General features: G+C 34.2%; 21 protein-coding genes. 6 read left to right on the top strand and 15 right to left on the bottom strand.

Translation table 11 applies throughout. The features are described 5' to 3' along the window. Positions 1-177: 177 nt before the first annotated feature. The 3 genes from pyc to AQ616_RS12495 form a co-directional block, all read right to left on the bottom strand. Positions 178-3,621 carry a pyruvate carboxylase gene (gene pyc / locus AQ616_RS12505; RefSeq protein WP_069685927.1) on the bottom strand — a complete coding sequence of 1,148 codons (3,444 nt, stop codon included), beginning with the start codon at positions 3,619-3,621 and terminating at the stop codon, positions 178-180. Then, positions 3,609-4,802, bottom strand: a complete 1,194-nt coding sequence (ftsW, locus tag AQ616_RS12500) for a putative lipid II flippase FtsW (protein ID WP_017796552.1) — start codon at positions 4,800-4,802, stop codon at positions 3,609-3,611. Before ftsW ends, pyc begins: the two co-directional genes overlap by 13 nt. A 186-nt stretch (positions 4,803-4,988) precedes the next feature. Further along, positions 4,989-5,270, bottom strand: coding sequence for an Fpa/YlaN family protein (locus AQ616_RS12495; protein WP_017796551.1), 282 nt, complete (start codon positions 5,268-5,270; stop codon positions 4,989-4,991). A gap of 166 nt (positions 5,271-5,436) precedes the next feature. On the opposite strand from AQ616_RS12495, the gene AQ616_RS12490 reads away from it, so the two are divergent. Next, positions 5,437-5,886, top strand: coding sequence for a hypothetical protein (locus AQ616_RS12490; RefSeq protein WP_017796550.1), 450 nt, complete (start codon positions 5,437-5,439; stop codon positions 5,884-5,886). A 97-nt stretch (positions 5,887-5,983) separates the two neighbouring features. On the opposite strand, the gene AQ616_RS12485 is transcribed toward AQ616_RS12490, so the two are convergent. Then, positions 5,984-6,274 (bottom strand): hypothetical protein, encoded by a 291-nt coding sequence (locus AQ616_RS12485; RefSeq protein ID WP_069685926.1) that lies wholly within the window; start codon positions 6,272-6,274, stop codon positions 5,984-5,986. 319 nt (positions 6,275-6,593) lie between these two features. Here AQ616_RS12485 and AQ616_RS12480 point away from each other — a divergent pair, with 319 nt between their 5' ends. Further along, positions 6,594-6,797, top strand: a complete 204-nt coding sequence (locus AQ616_RS12480) for a YlaI family protein (protein ID WP_017796548.1) — start codon at positions 6,594-6,596, stop codon at positions 6,795-6,797. Positions 6,798-6,878: 81 nt separating this feature from the next. On the opposite strand, the gene AQ616_RS12475 is transcribed toward AQ616_RS12480, so the two are convergent. Then, positions 6,879-7,166, bottom strand: a complete 288-nt coding sequence (locus AQ616_RS12475; RefSeq protein ID WP_017796547.1) for a YlaH-like family protein — start codon at positions 7,164-7,166, stop codon at positions 6,879-6,881. 152 nt (positions 7,167-7,318) lie between these two features. Here AQ616_RS12475 and AQ616_RS19635 point away from each other — a divergent pair, with 152 nt between their 5' ends. Further along, a complete protein-coding gene (locus AQ616_RS19635; RefSeq protein WP_017796546.1) occupies positions 7,319-7,489 on the top strand; it encodes a DUF5325 family protein in 171 nt (56 codons plus the stop codon). Positions 7,490-7,495: 6 nt separating this feature from the next. On the opposite strand, the gene AQ616_RS12470 is transcribed toward AQ616_RS19635, so the two are convergent. Both AQ616_RS12470 and AQ616_RS12465 read right to left on the bottom strand, forming a co-directional pair. Then, positions 7,496-8,302, bottom strand: coding sequence for an inositol monophosphatase family protein (locus AQ616_RS12470; protein ID WP_017796545.1), 807 nt, complete (start codon positions 8,300-8,302; stop codon positions 7,496-7,498). A gap of 112 nt (positions 8,303-8,414) precedes the next feature. Beyond that, positions 8,415-8,615: a hypothetical protein gene (locus AQ616_RS12465; RefSeq protein ID WP_017796544.1), complete on the bottom strand. Its 201-nt coding sequence runs from the start codon at positions 8,613-8,615 to the stop codon at positions 8,415-8,417. Positions 8,616-8,853: 238 nt separating this feature from the next. Here AQ616_RS12465 and AQ616_RS12460 point away from each other — a divergent pair, with 238 nt between their 5' ends. Then, the gene (locus tag AQ616_RS12460) at positions 8,854-9,471 is read left to right on the top strand and encodes a YktB family protein (protein ID WP_069685925.1); all 618 of its coding nucleotides are present in this window, start codon (positions 8,854-8,856) and stop codon (positions 9,469-9,471) included. Positions 9,472-9,740: 269 nt separating this feature from the next. Here the strand turns inward: AQ616_RS12460 and AQ616_RS12455 are convergent, their stop codons facing one another. The 3 genes from AQ616_RS12455 to AQ616_RS12450 all read right to left on the bottom strand — a co-directional run bounded on the left by AQ616_RS12455 (position 9,741) and on the right by AQ616_RS12450 (position 11,476). Next, entirely contained in the window at positions 9,741-10,007 is a 267-nt protein-coding gene (locus AQ616_RS12455) for a UPF0223 family protein (RefSeq protein WP_017796542.1), read from the bottom strand. Positions 10,008-10,340: 333 nt separating this feature from the next. Then, a complete protein-coding gene (locus AQ616_RS19275) occupies positions 10,341-10,457 on the bottom strand; it encodes a GapA-binding peptide SR1P (protein WP_017796541.1) in 117 nt (38 codons plus the stop codon). Between the two features lie 143 nt (positions 10,458-10,600). Continuing rightward, entirely contained in the window at positions 10,601-11,476 is an 876-nt protein-coding gene (locus AQ616_RS12450; RefSeq protein ID WP_069685924.1) for a polysaccharide deacetylase family protein, read from the bottom strand. Positions 11,477-11,803: 327 nt separating this feature from the next. Between AQ616_RS12450 and AQ616_RS12445 the strand changes: the two genes are divergently transcribed. Beyond that, entirely contained in the window at positions 11,804-12,166 is a 363-nt protein-coding gene (locus tag AQ616_RS12445; protein ID WP_017796539.1) for a hypothetical protein, read from the top strand. A 62-nt stretch (positions 12,167-12,228) separates the two neighbouring features. Here AQ616_RS12445 and lpdA read toward each other — a convergent pair whose 3' ends face one another. From lpdA to AQ616_RS12420, 5 genes are all read right to left on the bottom strand, one after another. Beyond that, entirely contained in the window at positions 12,229-13,635 is a 1,407-nt protein-coding gene (lpdA, locus tag AQ616_RS12440; RefSeq protein WP_017796538.1) for a dihydrolipoyl dehydrogenase, read from the bottom strand. 3 nt (positions 13,636-13,638) lie between these two features. After that, entirely contained in the window at positions 13,639-14,919 is a 1,281-nt protein-coding gene (locus AQ616_RS12435) for a dihydrolipoamide acetyltransferase family protein (RefSeq protein WP_069685923.1), read from the bottom strand. A gap of 23 nt (positions 14,920-14,942) precedes the next feature. Beyond that, entirely contained in the window at positions 14,943-15,920 is a 978-nt protein-coding gene (locus tag AQ616_RS12430) for an alpha-ketoacid dehydrogenase subunit beta (RefSeq protein WP_069685922.1), read from the bottom strand. 3 nt (positions 15,921-15,923) lie between these two features. Further along, a complete protein-coding gene (pdhA, locus tag AQ616_RS12425; RefSeq protein WP_017796535.1) occupies positions 15,924-17,006 on the bottom strand; it encodes a pyruvate dehydrogenase (acetyl-transferring) E1 component subunit alpha in 1,083 nt (360 codons plus the stop codon). Positions 17,007-17,565: 559 nt separating this feature from the next. Continuing rightward, positions 17,566-18,249, bottom strand: coding sequence for a YkyA family protein (locus AQ616_RS12420; RefSeq protein ID WP_017796534.1), 684 nt, complete (start codon positions 18,247-18,249; stop codon positions 17,566-17,568). A gap of 237 nt (positions 18,250-18,486) precedes the next feature. Here AQ616_RS12420 and def point away from each other — a divergent pair, with 237 nt between their 5' ends. Continuing rightward, on the top strand, positions 18,487-19,038 hold the full coding sequence (gene def / locus AQ616_RS12415) for a peptide deformylase (RefSeq protein ID WP_017796533.1): 552 nt from the start codon (positions 18,487-18,489) through the stop codon (positions 19,036-19,038). The last annotated feature ends 510 nt before the right edge of the window (positions 19,039-19,548 follow it).

Genomic DNA, 19,548 nt, shown 5'->3' with positions numbered 1-19,548 from the left:
AAGATTTTATGAGGCTTAGTCGCTCTTATACTCTAGAGTATAAGCTATCATCGGTTCGTCAATTCACCGTGATTCCTTTATCTTAGGCGGAAAAGGATGTCCGACCATGCTGGAACCACCCCTAAAAAAAGAGCGCAATCGCTACGTTCTAAACGAGCGCTTACGCTTTTCTTCCTATTATTCAAATTCTACTAATAAATCATTAACCGCAATCGTATCGCCGTTTGATACATAAATCTCTTTTATAACACCGTCAAATGGTGCTTGTACCGAAGTTTCCATTTTCATCGCTTCATTTGTCATTAAGTGCTGGCCTTTTACGACTTTATCACCTTTACTACAATTTACTTCTAAAACAGTACCGGGCATAGTTGCTCCTAAGTGATTTTTATTATTTTTATCCACTTGTGGTTTGACAGCAACCAAGGATTCAATACTCTCATCCTTTATAGTAATTTCTCTTGACTGACCGTTTAAATCGAAGTAAACCACCCGTGTACCATCCTCTTTTGGCTCTGATATAGACACCAATTTAACAATAAGCGTCTTCCCTTTTTCGATTTCAACTTCGATTACTTCTCCTAATTTCATACCGTAGAAGAAAGTTGGTGTATCAAGTACAGAAATATCACCATATGCTTCTGTAAATGCTTGATAATCCATAAACACTTTTGGATACAATGCATATGAAATTAAATCAAAGCTAGTAACCGGACGGTTTAACTTTTCATATAATTCATCTCTTATTAACTTAAAGTCTATTGGCTCTAATAGCTCACCAGGACGAACGGTTATCGGTTTTTTATCTTTTAAAATGATTTTTTGAAGTTTTTCTGGGAATCCTTGATAAGGCTGCCCAATGTAACCTTGAGCAAATTCTATTACTGAATCTGGAAAATCAATAGATTCACCTTTTTCATAGATATCTTCTTCTGTTAAATCATTTTGTACCATAAATAACGTCATATCACCGATAACTTTAGATGACGGAGTTACTTTGACTATATCACCAAACATATCATTTACCGTACGGAACATGGTTTTGACTTCGTTCCAACGATTACCTAGTCCAACCGCTTTTGCTTGTTGTTGAAGGTTACTATATTGTCCTCCAGGCATTTCATGATGATAAATCTCAGTATGAGGTGCCTTCATACCACTTTCAAACTCCTGGTAATAATCACGAATACCTTCCCAATAATGACCTATACGTTCATAGTTTTCCATATTAATATTTGGTTGGAATGGCGTTCCTTCTAATGCATGATAAAGCGATTGTGCACTAGGTTGTGAAGTCATACCTGCCATTGATCCTACAGCTACATCTACTGCATCTACACCAGCTTCAATAGCACGAGCATATGTGAATACACCATTTCCACTCGTATCATGGGTGTGTAAATGAATTGGTATATCAATCGTCTCTTTTAATTTATGAATCAATTGATAAGCGGCCTCAGGTTTTAATAAACCAGCCATATCCTTAATTCCTAAAATATGCGCACCTGCAGATTCTAATTCTTTTGCCATCATTTGATAGTAAGATACATCATACTTACTTCTACCCGTATCTAAAATATCACCTGTATAACAAATAGCCGCTTCAGCAATTTTATTAGAATTTCGTACCGCATCGATTGTCAATTTCATTCCTTCTACCCAGTTCAGACTATCAAATATGCGGAATACATCAATGCCCGCCTCACCGCTTTTCTTTACAAATTCTTCAATAAGATTATCTGGATAGTTTTTATATCCTACTGCATTACTTGCTCGTAATAACATTTGGAACAGAACGTTAGGCATTTCTTCACGTAATTTTAACAGTCTAGTCCAAGGATCTTCTTTAAGAAAACGATATGCTACATCGTACGTTGCTCCCCCCCACATTTCAACAGAGAAAAGATTTGGCAGTAATTTAGCGGTTGGTTCTGCAATATGAAGCAAATCATTCGTACGAACACGTGTAGCAAATAAGGATTGATGTGCATCTCTAAAGGTCGTGTCTGTTAACAACACTTCCTTTTGTTCCTTCATCCATTTAGCTACACCTTCTGGTCCATGCTCATCCAAGATTTGTTTTGTACCAGATGGCGTTGAGTCAAGGTGCGTCGTTGTTGGAATATCTAGTGGTCTAAAATCAGGTTTCTCAATATTAGATATACCTTCCCCTCCGTTTAATGTAGTGTTTGCGATATACGTAAGCATTTTTGTTCCACGGTCTTTTCTTTTCGGGAATATAAATAACTCCGGTGTTTTATCAATAAAGGTTGTATCATATTCACCAGAAAGAAACTTTTGATGCACCATCACATTTTCTAAAAATGGAATATTCGTTTTTATTCCTCTAATACGGAATTCTTTTAAGTTTCTGACCATTTTTATTGCAGCTTGTTCAAATGTTAATGCCCATGTAGATACTTTTACTAATAAAGAATCATAGTGCGGAGAAATGATTGCACCTTGGTAGCCGTTACCTGCATCGAGTCGGACACCGAAACCACCACCAGTACGATATGCATTAATTTTTCCTGCATCTGGCATAAAATCATTTAATGGATCTTCTGTTGTTACCCTTGATTGAATCGCATATCCCTGTGTATTTATGTGTTCTTGCGTTGGAATCCCCACTGTTTCATCGTGTAATTGAGATCCATCAGCTATTTTAATTTGCGATTGTACAATATCAATGCCAGTAATCATCTCTGTAATAGTGTGTTCTACTTGTACACGTGGATTAACCTCGATAAAGAAGAACTCGTCATCTGTAACAAGAAATTCAACTGTACCAGCATTTAAGTAATCTACATTTTTCATCAAGTTTACAGCTGCCTGACAAATATCCTCCCGTAATTTATCTTTCAATGATAAACTCGGTGCTATTTCAATTAATTTTTGGTGACGACGTTGAACGGAACAGTCTCTTTCATATAAATGAATAATATTACCTGCGTTATCCCCTAAAATTTGGACTTCTATATGTTTGGGATTTTCGATTAATTTCTCTACATAAATTTCATCATTTCCAAAAGCGGCTTTAGCTTCTGATTTCGCACGATCATAAGCGCTCTCTAGTTCATTAGCATCTTTAACTACACGCATCCCTCGACCGCCGCCGCCTAAGGAAGCTTTAATAATAATTGGGTAACCATGTTTCTGACAGAAGTCTCGAACTTCTTCTAAAGATTTTACTGGACCATCGCTACCAGGTATGATTGGTAAATTAGCCGCTACGGCTTGTTCTCTCGCTTTAACCTTATCACCAAACATACTTAAGTGTTCACTAGTTGGCCCAATAAAAGTAATTCCTTCTTCTTCACATCGTCTAGCAAACTGTATATTTTCAGAAAGAAACCCATACCCTGGATGAATTGCATCAACATTAACTTCTTTTGCAAGTTCTATAATACCTTCAATATCTAAGTATGCATCAATTGGTTTTTTCCCTTCACCTATTAAATAAGCTTCATCTGCCTTGAATCGATGAAAAGACGAAGAATCCTCTTTGGAATAAATAGCAACAGTGCGTATATTTAACTCCGTACATGCTCGGAAGACGCGAATTGCAATTTCACCTCGGTTTGCTACTAGTACTTTGTTAATCTTGTTTAACTTTGCCATCTTTTACCACCTCTGTACATATTAGTTGAGTTTTGATTATGCATTGCAGGCTTTGGTGCTAACTCTTCTCTGTCCTGCTCTTGTTGATTAACTTGTTTTGCAATATTATTAAGGATTCCCATCGATATTAACATGATTAACATTGATGATCCTCCATAACTCACAAATGGTAATGGCACACCTGTAATCGGTAAAATGCCACTAATAGCTCCTAAATTAATAAATGTTTGAATTCCAACCATTGATGATATCCCAATAGCTAGTAATGAGCCAAAGCTGTCTTTACACTTTTTCGCTATATACAAACCTCGTATAACAATTGTCGCAAGTAACCCAATCACAATTACAACACCTAAAAACCCTAATTCTTCAGCAATGACTGCCATGATAAAATCGGTATGTGCTTCATCTAGGAATCCAAGTTTTTGAACACTTTGTCCAAGCCCTTCCCCTGTCAGACCACCAACTCCAATTGCTACGTAGGATTGAATAAGTTGGTATCCATTTAAATCAGGTGATTCAAACGGCTGATAAGCTCCTGTAAAACGTGATAATCTTTCTTCTGTAACCATATTAGGAGCTGCAAGTATAACTAAACTAATACCAATTAAAACGAGTATAGTTAAATGTTTCCACTTTATACCAGATGCAAATATCACGGAACAAGCCATTAAAAATATAATTGCAGCTGTTCCGATATCAGGTTGCAAAACAATTAATCCTAATAAAATAATGGTAAGTATAAGCGGAGGAAGTACTCCTTTTTTAAATTCATTTAAGTAGGATTGTTTTTTTGAATAAATAGCTGCCAAATATATTATTAACCCTAACTTGGCAAATTCAGCCGGTTGCATACTTAAAGGGCCGATGGAAAACCAAGACCTTGCATTGTTTGCAGCACTTCCAAAAATCAATACACTAATTAATAACACTATACACGATAAAATAATTATCTTCATCAATCGTTGATAGATTTGATATGGTAAAAAACAACAGGATACAAACGCGATAGACGATATAGCGAAAAATATTAACTGTCTTATGAGATAATGGTTACTTGCCATCCCATCTACAACAGCCACCACCATGCTTGCGCTATATACCATAACCATACCAAACCCTGTTAATAGCAAAGGTGTAATCATAAGTGTGTAATCATAATCTTTTATTTTATCTAGCATCATTGCTTCTCCCTACAATAGATTAAGAGATTAATATTAGTATAACACTTTTGTTAATTAGTGTGTTATATTTAATTCTCTTTTTTATCTTTTTTATAGATACCCAAATATGTAAACAAAAAAACCTTGCCGTTTATGCTGGCAAAGTTTTTGCTTTTGTACGCTACGCCAATACATGAACCTCGCTCACAATGTATTTTGTGAAGCCTCATGTAGAATGTTGAGCTTCTTCTCCAAGTTTTCAAGTAACGCCTTTCCCTCTACTTCACTGATTAATTCAAGACGCACTGCAAAGTCAATTTCACGTGATAAGCCATACATTTGCGTATCAAGTACATCCTCATAAACAGGACATTGTGGCATGGTTAAGTTTTCTATCTGAACTTCAATAAGTCGTAAAATTTTATCAGCATCAGCCTTAAGAAGGGCGTGGGCTTTTTCACGATGGTCTATCATTACATCAGGCATCAATTTAAATCCCCTCCACAAAAAAGACTTTCTTTATATTATATTATCGCTAGCAACCAAAAAATGCAAATAAAAGTAAAAAAAACTTACAATTCAAATAGATGAAAATGAAAGCGATGTCTGCTATTCTTAAATAGTAATACCTAGATAGGGGGATATATTTAATATGATAGTCTTGATAAAAGGGAATGTTCAATACCCAATAACATTGGATCCAACAGTATGGATATTTGATGATCGTAAAATTAAATTAGAAGAAGCTTTTGAATCAAAAGCAGATAAACAAGATGACTATACTGGCTTTCAAAAACCTCCAGTAAACAGGAGTATATCTAAAATGGAGGGTGAAGAATTTTTAAAAAACAGTTATGTAATGCCTTTAAAAGATTTTATCAATAACGCAGAACCTAACCATGAAGCGGCAACAGCTAAATTAATTACTGGAATTGAAGATTCTTTTGAAACTATTACTTATAAAAATCTAATTAATGGTTACTTTTTATTTTCTAAAAATGGTAAACCATTAAAAGAAGATGGTCCCGTTCACTTCTATTATGGAGATGGTTCCAATCAAGATAACCCTGTAAAATATATAAAAGAAATAGTAATTGATTAAGTATAAATAATTGAAGAGGTTGGGGATTTAATAAAAGATTCTTCTCGAGAGGCGGATTATCTCTTGATTCAATACAAGTGCCCCAACCTCTTCTTTTTTATTGTATATTTTGTTGGTGGTTCGAGGTATTTTCTTTTTTCTTTTCATTATAATATTGTACTCCAAATTGAGAACCCTCAGATACCATTTTTGAATTTTCTAATTGATCTAATTCTTGTTCAGGTGATTGATCAGGTACCCCAGCATTTTCAAATACACGATTCACTTTTTTCGCGGAATTTTTCGCTATTTTTTTAAGTTTATGACGGTTATTGCTATCGACTAAATAGTAGCTAGCAATTCCAGCTCCAACTGCACCAACAGCTGATAGAACATAACGTTTCTTCATGAAATCATCCTTTCATTAATGTTACGTGTTTTTCATGTAACTTAATTAACTTAATTCCCCTTATTTCTTGTGATTAAACATATAGTGAAAATTCATGTACTACAAGTACATTCCCTAAAGGTTCATTAACAGAGGCTAACCTTTACAGTTAGTTTATCCTCCGCTTACCTTATTTGACAAGCCTCATAGACGCATCGAGAGTGGAGTACTTCTGTTACATGCGTGATAAAAAATGTAGTTTACTTTTCATCAAATAGTTGTATGTTATACTATTATTTATATTGAACTAATATAAATTTTCCCAAATAGAGGTGAAAATATGCAGGTAAAGTGCACCATTTGTGACAAAGTTGAAGAAATAGAACATTATTCCTTACAAGCAAAACGACTTCGAAATCGAAGAAAAAATATGCACCTTTGTGAGCCTTGCTATGATCGTATTGAAAAAAACACAAAGAAACGCTTATCTACAGGTAAGTTTAAATTATATAAAGAAACTAAAAAAGTAGATGATTTTTTATGAGTGTTTCAATAAATTATTATATATAAAAAGCTATCAAGATAATTGGTTACTGACTGCAATTATCTTGATAGCTTTTTTTGATTAATCTTTTCTTTCATTATGTAATCGAAGACGGTATATACCTAATACCACTATAATAACTATCAAACACTCTACTGTAGGCATTCGCATAACCGTAGAGAAAATAGTTAATACAAAAACTCCAATCATTAATAATATGTATACAATTATATTCTTTGCAATTGGTAACTTTTTTGCAAACCCTAATTTGTACGCTATAGCTGATAAAAATAGATTGATTACATAAAAAATCCAAAAGATATTTTCTACCCCAAACGTATCAAGGATAAATTCATGCACATAACTCATACTCTTCCCCACCCTCTTCCTGACACTATATTTATCATACTAAATCTAAATCATGGATACCACTGAAATATATATTTTTTTATGTCTGATTTTTGAAGTATTATCCAATTTTCGATATACTATTCTAGGGAGATAAAGAAGGGGTTGTCAACATGAAAAATATAAACTTACCAATGTTATTACTTGCGTTCTTAGTTGTCTTAATGTTTATTTTAGTCGGTTTATCAATTGCTTTTCGAAATATATGGTTCATTCTATTATTTATACTTATTGGCTTCGGCATCTTCGGCATCGTCATGGCAAGAAAAAAAGGGAAACAGTGATTTTTATCACTTTCTCCCTTTTTTAATTATCTCTAAAATTGTTTTATGCAGGGCTGCATTGCTTGCCACGATAGATGATTTATTTAACGGATCCCATTTATTTCCGTCAACATCACTAACAACACCACCTACTTCTTGCAACAAGATAATTCCAGCCGCAACATCCCAAGGTGATAACCTCATTGATAAATATCCATCCAGCGTTCCTTCAGCTATAAATGCTAATTCTAATGCAGCTGAACCGTAAGTTCTTGCTCCACGAATTGTTCGAATAAAATCTTGCATTACTCGATAATCAACAAGACGGTTTTCACATAACCAAAAATAATTCATGCCTATAATAGATTCACTTAATTGCTTATCCTTTGATAGATTGGCTAGTTGTTGGTTATCTCTAAAAGCTCCTTCTCCCCTTTTCACATGATACAATGTATCATTCATCACATCATAAATCAGTCCAATTTCACCAACACCATTATGTAAAATACCAACTGATATTGCAAAGAATTTTTTTTGATGAACAAAATTCATTGTTCCATCAATTGGATCAATTACCCAGATCGTTCCATCCAATTCTTTTGGTTGATCACCGTAACCTTCTTCACCAATTATTTGATGATCAGGATATTTATCCTTAATCTTTTCTACAAAATATTTTTCTGTTTGTTTATCCAAAATTGTAACTAAATCATTCGCGTCTGATTTTGTTTCGATATTAAGTGGGTTATTCATCTGCTCTTTTATTATCTTTCCCGCTTCATACACCCATGCTTTAGCATTTTGGTATATTGTATCTCTGTGACGTAAGTCCATATAATCCCTCCAAACAGTGCTTAAACATATTGTATCAAAGTATACCTTTCATGAACATAATGACCCTAATACGCATTAAAAATTTATTCTCAATTCATACTAGGGTCCTCTTTTAGATAACATTTCCTTGTTCAATATCTAACCATTGCTTTCTCAACTGTTTTAAACGTTCCTTTGTTTTTATAATAAGTACCGTATCATTCTCTTGTAGTGCTTCAAACAAAGTAGCTAATTCATAATCTATTTCCAATCGAATGACAGGTAATTTTTCCTCGGCCTCTTTTCTTCGCAGAGCATCCATAACGTACTTCATTCCCTCACTCCTAGCTAACGGCATATCATTTAAATACGCCTGTCACTTATTTGTTTTATTTTATGAGTATAGCGATTATTTGTTCTTCATAATAACAAAAATAATGAAAATATTTAGGTTTCTATTCCCTGTAATAACCGCCATCAAACCTAATAAAACTACTTTACTTGACTTATTCTTCTATTTACTTAATAATAATTATTATAATCTAGACGTATGAAAGGATGAATGTTTACTAATGAACGGCTTTACTAATAAAGACTTTGAAACCTTTAATATTAACGGTCTTGACGAACGTATGGAAGCAATTCAAACAAGGATACAACCAAAGTTTCAACAAATCGGAGAATCGCTTGCTGAAGACTTATCAAAAAAAACGAATAATGATCTGTTCTTACATATTGCAAAGCATGCACGTCGTACAGTAAATCCACCAAATGATACTTGGCTTGCAATAGCTGATAATAAGCGTGGATACAAAAAACACCCTCATTTTCAATTAGGTGTATTTGATGATCATGTATTTATTTGGTTAGCATTTATATATGAATTACCGAACAAATCTAAAATAGCTAGTGCTTTAATTGATCATTTTAATGAAATAAAGGAACTTCCGTCAACTTTTGTCGTTTCCCTCGATCACACAAAAAAAGAAGCTATACCGTTAACTGATTTAAACAAAAGTCACCTCGAGCGATTTCGAGATGTAAAAAAGGCAGAGTTTCTAGTTGGCAAACACATTAAAAAAGGAGATCCTATCCTTGCCAACGGAGAAGAACTATATCAAATGACCTTGGATGTATTCGATAATCTATTACCATTATATCAATTAGCAATAGATTCTAGAGATGCATAAAAGAAAATAAGTGAAATGAGATTGGGTACAATAGTGTTTTTGATAACCTCTTCAAAATTATATTACATTAAAAAAATGGCTGGTGAACCTCCAAGTAGCTCAAGCTCCTTGAGCGGCTCACCTATGCCTTTTCCCTCAGTCATCCATATATTGCAAAAAACAGTTATACACTCACAGAGAAAAGTCTGATTATACTGATGTTACATATATTACTCTTCAACTAAGTATCGTTCGGCCATTCTGCAAATCATTTTTGTCGACTCCTACTATTACATACGTATACTGGATCCATTTGTTTCTCTCGCTTGCTTAACCACGTGGTAGCTTGAATACCCTGATGCCTCTTGAAATTGAGAGAATAATTTTTTCTCCTCACTTTTAGAAGGTACTATTTGTTTAAATCTTCTGTACAAAGCTAATACTTCTTCTCGATCCACTTGTTTTTCATATGCTTTTTCAATTAAAGAAAAAAAGTTTACTACATCAATAATTTCTTCCGTTGACCATGTTTCGTCCATTGGGTATTGATAACTCATTTCTTAACACCTCTTTATTAAAGCAATATAAATTATCCTATCATGAAAAACCAGCAGACGCTAATTCTTTCTTGAATAACCTACACAAAAAAAGGCTGGACAAAAGCATTTAATCAAAAGATAAATCCGAATGATTTGCTTTTGAAAACCCACTTCAGAAATATACTCGCTTTCCGTAGGTAGCTGATAACCTACGGTTGCTACGCAATCCAGGGTCTCACCTAGGCCTTATTCCCACAGGAGTCTCCGTATATTTCTTACGCTGATCTAGTTACCATCCGTATTTTGATCAAATCTTTTTGTTATGTCCCAGCCACTTTGCATAAATATATATTATTTCTGTTGTTTTTTTGAAGAACAGGTTGGACAAGTACTATACAAGGTCGTTACCTTCTCCCCTTCAAAGTGTTCGATAACATGTTGACAATCCTGGCATATTATTGTACCCATGAAGTCATCTCCTTTTACAGTTTATGTCGTCCTACACACATTATATTATGACATAATTAATCTGTCAATATAAATTAGTATGACACAATAAAACAAAAAAAAGAGTTAATTGGTTATCTGAACCTATTAACTCTCATCATATATTATGAAGTTTCTATTAAATGTGGATCCACTATTTCATATCCTTGATTTTGTAACCCTTCCACTATATCCTTCAATGCCTTATTCGTCCAATCACGATCATGCATTAGCAAATTTGCTCCAGGTTTTAGTAACGAATAATCCACGCCTGCCTCAGGTCCTTTACCGGTTACCATCGCTTCCGTTAATGCTTTAGGTTCCGTATAAGCGTCAAAATAATCATAACCATACGTCCAATTCATTATAGCCATATTCTCTTCTTTGGCAACATTCTTTGAATGGTCTGAATTCATACCATGTGGAGCTCTAAAGAATTTTGGACGTTCTCCAATTATCTCTTCTACACGATTATTTACAGAAACAATCTCCTCAGTTTGTTCCTCTTTTGTTAGCTCTGGAAGTACTGGGTGAGTATTTGTATGATTTCCAATTAAAAATCCCATGTCATGAATTTCTTTTAGTTTTTCTGCACCCTCATCATCATTGATAAAATGCCCATTCACAAAAAAAATAGCTCCTACTCCTAAGTCTTTTAAAGTGTGTGCCATCTCTACCGCATTTGCATCAGGAACATCATCAATCGTGAGAAGGACTATATTTTCATTTGCATTATCCAGTGGTAACACTGTTGCGGTTTCTTCAGATATGTAATATTCCGGTTCTTGCTCCTCTAATTCTTCTTCTTTCTCTTCTTCCGTTTGATCCTTATCATTATTCTCAGGTTGTTCCTTGTCTTGTGCATTGGCACTTTCATTCGTTTCATTTTCTTCACTAGGTTTTTCTTTTCCGACAGAATCCGAATCATTACTACATGCTATCAATACCATACAAAAAAACAATGTCATGTATAGATAAGTATTAAAGCGTGATACTTTCATTATGTAGTACCTCCAAGATGAATTTTAATAGATTACTAGTTTCATTATAGGATAATACATTGTTCTCATCAATCACGTAATACTAATATGTGTAATGAATTAAAAAAGTTAAACTAATTGGATTTTACTTTTACCTATAATGACTGACTATAATAATCTACAATTTTTTTCTAAGATATTTGACATTATGTTTACAAATTAACAATAAATTGTCGTATTATGTTGTAGCGGTATCATTTATTTTACTTTTTATTAACAGTGACTTTTTACTTATATTTCTTTGATAAACTCATAATTAGGTAAAATTTATGAGAGGCGTGAATAAGCATGAAAAAATATTTTATATTTATTTTCTTCATTATAATTATTACATTGCTTACGGCTTGTCAAAAAGAATCCAATCCATATGATGTCATTTCTATCGATTTAACAAATCATGAGGTTCTTTATATACAATCCAAAAAAAATCCTGATATATATTTAGATGCTATCTTTGAATTAAGAGAAAAACATCCTTACGCTTTTTCAGCTGAAAAATTAACGAAGAATAATAATTTAAACCAATACAACATAGAACATGAAAGTACAGAAAGCAGCATGTATATACTTGAAGACGGTAAAATTAAAAATGAGTTAAACGGAGATATTACGAAAGAAGAGATAGTTCAAGAAATTGAAACGTTACTTTAAATTAAGAAAAAAGCTGCCAAGTAATTGATTAGCAATTTACTTGGCAGCTTTTATTTTATTTATTACATAGTATGAATTGGTGTACCTAAAGCTACTTCTGCTGCTTCCATTGTAATCTCACCTAATGTTGGATGAGCATGGATAGTTAATGAAATATCTTCAGCAGTCATACCAGCTTCGATTGCTAAACCGATCTCAGAAATCATATCACTAGCATTTGGACCAGCAATTTGTCCACCGATTACTAAACCATCATCTTTACGAGTGATTAGTTTTAAGAAACCATCTGTGTTATTTAAAGAAAGTGCACGGCCATTCGCAGCAAATGGGAATTTACCCACTTTCACATCATAACCAGCATCTTTTGCATCTTGTTCAGACATACCAACTGTAGCTAATTCAGGTTCTGTAAATGCTACTGCAGGAATACCTACGTAGTCGATTTCAGATTTTTCTCCGCTAATAGCTTCAGCAGCAATCTTACCTTCATAAGAAGCTTTGTGGGCAAGTGCAGGTCCTTCTACAATATCACCAATTGCATAGATATTATCAACGCTTGTTTTACATTGCTTATCTATTTCAATATGGCCTCTATCTGTCACCTTAACACCCATTTGTTCTAAACCAAGCTCTTCAGTGTTCGGACGACGTCCTACAGTTACAAGTACATAATCTGCCTCAATTGTTTCTTCTTTACCATTCACTTCATAAGAAACTTTTACGCCATCTTTTGTTTCTTCCACACCTTTAGCCATTGCTTCTGTGATGATTGTAGCGCCTTTTTTCTTAAGGCCTTTTTTAACAATTTGCGTCATTTGTTTCTCAAATCCGCCTAAGATGTCTTTTGCACCTTCTAAGAAAGTAATTTCAGTTCCAAAGTTAGCATATGCTGTACCAAGTTCTGTACCTACATATCCAGAACCAATAACTACCATCTTCTTCGGTATTTCTTTTAAGTTCAATGCGCCAGTAGAATCAAGAACGCGATCAGAGAACTTAAATGATGGAATTTCAATTGGCGAAGAACCAGTTGCTAAGATACAATGCTTAAATTTATACGTTTGAGAACTACTCTCTCCAGCAATTTTAGCAGTATTTGCATCTACGAAATATGCTTCACCTTTTACGATATCTACTTTATTACCTTTTAATAAACTCTCAACACCTGAAGTAAGTTTGTTAACAACAGAACCCTTCCAGTCTTGAACTTTAGAAAAGTCGACTTCTACTTTATCTGTTTTAATTCCAAGATCTTCAGATCCATGAGCATTTTCATATTTATGGCCAGCTTCAATTAGTGCTTTAGAAGGGATACAGCCTACATTTAAGCAAACTCCACCTAAAGCTCCTTTATCTACGATTGTTACTTTTTGACCTAGTTGTGCAGCACGAATTGCCGCAACATAGCCACCAGGTCCTGCCCCAACGACTAGAGTATCTACTTCTACCGGAAAATCTCCTACTACCATTACTTACGCCTCCATCATAATTAATTGTGGATCATTCAATAATCGTTTAATTTGATTTAGTGCAAGTTGTGCTGTTGCGCCGTCAACGATACGATGATCAAAGCTTAAGGATACAGCGAGAACTGGAGCTACTACAATTTCACCATCACGAACAACTGGTTTATCAGCGATACGTCCAATACCAAGAATAACTGCTTCTGGGTAGTTTAATACTGGAGTAAACCACTGTCCACCAGCAGAACCAATATTAGAAATAGTGTTAGAAGCACCTTTCATCTCATCAGGTTTAAGTTTACCATCTCGAGCTTTCCCTGCCAATTCATTGATTTCTTGAGAGATTTGGAAAATAGATTTCTTATCAGAATCTTTTACAACTGGAACTAATAGACCTCTATCAGTGTCTGCTGCAATTCCAATGTTGTAATAATGCTTCTCAACAATCTCATCCGTATTTTCATCAATATAAGAATTCAAGATTGGGAACTTCTTGGACGCAGATACTAATGCTTTAACTACATAAGGTAAATAAGTTAATTTAATATCTTGCTCAGCAGCAACTGCTTTGAATTTCTTACGGTGAGCAACAAGTTCTGTTACATCAATTTCATCCATAAGTGTAACATGAGGTGCTTTTGATTTCGAATTAACCATTGATTTAGCAATAGATTTACGGATTGCAGTCATTTTCTCACGTGTTTCTGGATACTGACCTTGAGGTGCAGCTTTCGATTCTTGTTTATCTTCGGAAGAAGCTTCAGCTTTGTCCTCGGATACTTCACTAGATGGCTGGTCACCACTTAGATAGCTTTCTACATCTTCTTTAAGAATACGACCATTTTTACCAGTTCCGTTTACTTCTTTGATATTAACGTCGTTATCACGTGCAAATTTACGTACAGAAGGCATTGCAATTACACGAGTATCATCAGATTGCTCGCTTGACTCTTCTTCTTTTGGCGCTTCTTTTTCTTCTTTAGAATCTGTAGATTTTTCTTCTTCAGGCTCAGAAGATGAATCATCAGTACTATCACCTTCATCATCATAACCTTCTGCATCAAAAGAAATTAGTGTATCTCCTACTACTGCAACATCGCCTTCAGCAACGTGAATCTTTGTAACTTTTCCATCTACTTGAGAAGGAATTTCAACAACTGATTTGTCGTTTTGTACTTCACAAAGTACATCATCTTCTTTTACTTCGTCGCCTTCTTTTACGAACCACTTTACTATTTCACCTTCATGGATACCTTCACCAATATCCGGTAACTTAAAATTAAATGCCATGCTATGAAACCTCCTAAACTATTTTAGAAATTAATTACTTCGTTTACTTTCTCTACGATATCTTTATGGTTTGGCAACCATGTTTCTTCTGCATCAGAGAACGAATAAACTGTATCAGGAGCGCTAACTCGTAGAATTGGTGCCTCTAAGTCTAGAATTGCTCTTTCTTGAATTTCTGAAATAACTTGACCTGCAACCCCTGCTTGACGCTGTGCTTCTTGTACAACAACTACACGATTTGTTTTCTTTACAGATGCTAGGATTGTTTCGTAGTCAATTGGAGAAACTGTACGTAAGTCAATTACTTCTGCTTGAATTCCGTCTTTTTCCAATTCTTCAGCAGCTTTCAAAGATGAATGTACCATTGCACCATAGGATACTAATGTTACATCAGAACCTTCGCGTTTTACATCAGCTTTCCCAATTTCAACAGTATAGTCTTCTTCAGGAACTTCACCACGGAAAGAACGATATAATTTCATATGCTCCAAGAATACTACCGGATCGTTATCACGAATAGCAGAAATCAATAGACCTTTTGCTTCATACGGTGTTGAAGGAATAACGACTTTTAAACCTGGTTGTTGAGCCATTAGACCTTCTAATGAATCAGCGTGTAATTCTGGCGTATGGACTCCTCCACCAAATGGTGCACGGACAGTAATCGGTGCATTATAATGACCGCCAGAACGATAACGCATACGCGCCATTTGTCCACTTATAGAATCCATTACTTCAAATACGAAGCCGAAGAATTGAATTTCTGGTACTGGACGAAATCCTTCTAATGCTAAACCGATCGCAAGTCCGCCGATTCCAGATTCAGCAAGTGGTGTATCAAACACACGATCTTCACCAAATTCATCTTGAAGACCTTCTGTTGCACGGAATACTCCGCCATTTTGTCCAACGTCTTCACCAAAAACAAGCACGTTTTCATCATTTTTCAATTCTACGCGCATTGCATCAGTGATAGCTTGAATCATTGTCATTTGTGCCATGATTTACTTCGACTCCTTTTCTTTATAAATTTCATTTTGCTCCTGTAGATGAGTTGGTAGCTCTTCGTACATATTAGCAATTAAATCAGTAACTTTTTGTTTAGGTTGCTCTTCTGCTTGTTTGATTGCTTTTTTAATATCTTCTTTTGCTTGCTCAATAGCTTTATTTTCGTCTTCTTCTGACCAAAGCTTTTTGCTTTCAAGGTACGTACGGAAACGAACGATTGGATCTTTTTTCTCCCATTCGTTGTCCATATCTTCCGTACGGTAACGAGTAGGATCGTCCCCAGATAAAGTATGTGGACCAAAACGATACGTTAATGTTTCGATTAATGTTGGACCTTCACCGTTAATTGCACGTTCACGAGCAAATTTAGTTGCAGCATATACTGCTAAAACATCCATACCATCAACTTGTATTCCTTCGATTCCGGCAGCAACTGCTTTTTGTGCTAACGTTTTAGCATTTGTTTGTTTTTCTACTGGTACAGAAATAGCAAAACGGTTGTTTTGAACTACGAAAATTGCAGGAGCTTTATATGCACCAGCAAAATTAATACCTTCATAGAAATCACCTTGGGAAGTACCACCATCACCAGTGTAAGTAATAGCTACATTCTTCTTACCACGTTTTTTAATTCCAAGTGCTACACCAGCAGTTTGTACATACTGTGCACCAATAATAATTTGTGGGCTAAGAGCTCTTAATTCATCAGGGTATTGGTTACCGTGAAAATGTCCTTTAGAGAATAAGAATGCTTGATATAGCGGAAGACCTTGCCAAATTAATTGTGGAACATCACGATATCCCGGTAAAATAAAGTCTTCTTTTTCTAGTGCGAACTGGCTTCCAAGTTGAGAAGCTTCTTGTCCAGCAGTTGGTGCATAGAAACCTAATCTCCCTTGACGGTTTAAGGCAGTTGAACGTTGATCAAGTATACGTGTGTATACCATACGTTTCATAATCTCCTTAAGCTCATCATCAGATAGATCGGGCATATCATCTTTGTTAACTATTTTTCCATTTTCATCTAGAATTTGGAACATTTCGAACTGACTCTCAATATTTTCAAGTACTTGTTTCAAAATGGTTCACCTCTTCCTTTCCATATATGCTTTATTATTTTCTTTCCTAGCCTACCCAAGATCGCAAAAAATTACATATTATTCGTCTACCCTTTCTGAGAATATCATAATCATGTCATTCTCCATAAGAAATCTGTTACAAAAATATCCAGAAAGATAATGATACAATTTTTTGTCTCCTATATATTATCTTATTTTCCTATTATGGTCAAACACTTTGTATTCTTAGAATAACACATTTAATAACGATTTCAAAAAACACATTACATCAAATAAAGCATTCCAGTAAAACTGTATTATTATTGAATAAGAACTGTATTAATAAAAAAGATACAGATACTCTATTATGTGTCGACATTATTTGGAACATTTAGAACATATTGTTCTACTCAAACAGTTTATATATCATAAATGAAATTGATTTCAGTGAGAAGTTCTTCTTCCAATTATGCTCTTCGTATAAGCTTTTTAATCTTGAAAGGTCTATCACTCAAGTAAAATATCCCATCAAAAAAACACGCGATAAAACTTGTTTATCGCGTGTTTTTATAAATCTAATTTACTCTTTTTGTTCTGCTTCCGGTTCTTCATCATATGTTACATTTAAATCCGTACTTTCATAAAACTCTCGTTTTAAAGCATTATACTCAACTGTAAATTCATTAAATCCTTCATTCGCTTCGATTACTTTTTCATAACTATCGTTTACAGCATTTATTTGTTCCGTTAATTTTTCTTGCTCTAGATCTTCTTGTTGTAATAGTTCGTATAATTCCTTTTCTAAGCTTAATGAATTCATATATGCATCATTCAATGTATAATAAGATTCATAACGTTGATTCATTACTTCTACCATATTTTCTGCATTTGTTAACGATTCTTCTTTATCAATATCATTAATTAGTTCTTCAATATTGCTAAATTCTTCCTCTGATGCTTCAATACTTCCCCTCTCAGCAGTAATCTTTTCTTCTCTGTCTTCAATAACTGTTATTGCCTCATTTGCCAGTTCATTTATTTTATCAATTTCATCTACGCCTAAATCGATAATTTGATTGTAAATCTCTTGTTCCTTTTCTTCTAACTCCGTAATCTCTTCTTGTTGATTCTCAAAATCCTCTTCTAATGCAACAGCCTCTTCTAAATGACTATGTATTTTTTCCTCAGTAGTTTCATTGTTACAACCTGTAATAACTAGAATAAATATAATTGATAATACCGTTAGCAGTCCCCTCTTAAACACTAATAACTCCTCCTATATCTCTGTTTCGATGTTTACAGTATTTTTGTAAATTATACCATAAATAATTAGATGAAAAAGTAAATAGTTTCCTTAATTCACCTCTATCATATGTATATTCTATGAAGGAATGAATATGATTATGTTAAAATGATAGAGGTATAAAAATGAAGTAACTTTCATTATTATATATGAATACCCATTTATAAACTAATTTACACATGAAAAGGAGTTAGTATCATGATTACAATGAAAGATATTGTTCGTGAAGGCCACCCGTCTTTAACGAAAAATGCAGAAGTTGTAGAAGTACCATTATCAAAAGATGATAAACAATTACTAGAAGATATGATTCAATTCTTGAAAAATAGTCAAGATGAAGAGATAGCAGAAAAATACGGATTACGAGCTGGTGTGGGTTTAGCAGCTCCTCAATTGGGAATTGAAAAACAGATTATCGCTATCCATTTTGAAGACATAGATGGAAAATTGTATAGTATGGGATTAGTAAACCCTAGAATAATCAGCCATTCAGTAGAACAATCTTATTTATCGAGTGGAGAAGGTTGTTTATCCGTTGATCGCCCTGTAGAAGGCTACGTTCCTCGCCATGCAAGGATTACTATTAAAGCAACCGATATCAATGACCAGCCGGTTAAATTACGACTAAAGGGATATCCAGCAGTTGTATTCCAACATGAGATTGATCATATTAATGGAATTATGTTTTTCGATCGGATCAATAAAGAAAATCCATTTAACATCCCTGAAAATTCTTCTCCAATTGAGTAAGTTAGTGTCGGGTTGTTACTACCCGATACTCAGGGATTAATTACGTTAATCCGAGATAGCGAACTAAAAATCGGATTTCTCGGATTTATATTTTTCATTATTGTACATATTAACTTATAACATTGTATATTAGCTTGATATTAGCACTAACATAGTATTTACATCACACGTATAGATTTGTTACTTTGGTAAATCATACTAAATAGATGGTTAAATAATGAAACTATTTTTTATAATTTATGGATTTTTATTTAATTATTTACGATTTCGTACTATACTATAGATAAGAGGATTGGACGGTAGAGGGTTAATGTTGCTTTTCGTAAAATATTGGAAGGAGACGTGAGTCCTCATGCTGAAGCGCCTAAAAGAAAAGCTGAAGAAACGGTTTAAAGATTTTTTAGGCAAAGAAGGACGTGTACCAACTACTTTTAGATAATACCATTTTATGTTTACCAATCAATGCAATTTGCCATTTATCAAAACTAGGTAAGCCCACGGAAACTTACC

Origin of the sequence: Oceanobacillus sp. E9, assembly GCF_001741975.1 — a bacterium.
Taxonomy (GTDB): domain Bacteria; phylum Bacillota; class Bacilli; order Bacillales; family Amphibacillaceae; genus Oceanobacillus; species Oceanobacillus kimchii.
This window is presented reverse-complemented; position numbering and strand designations above follow the sequence as displayed.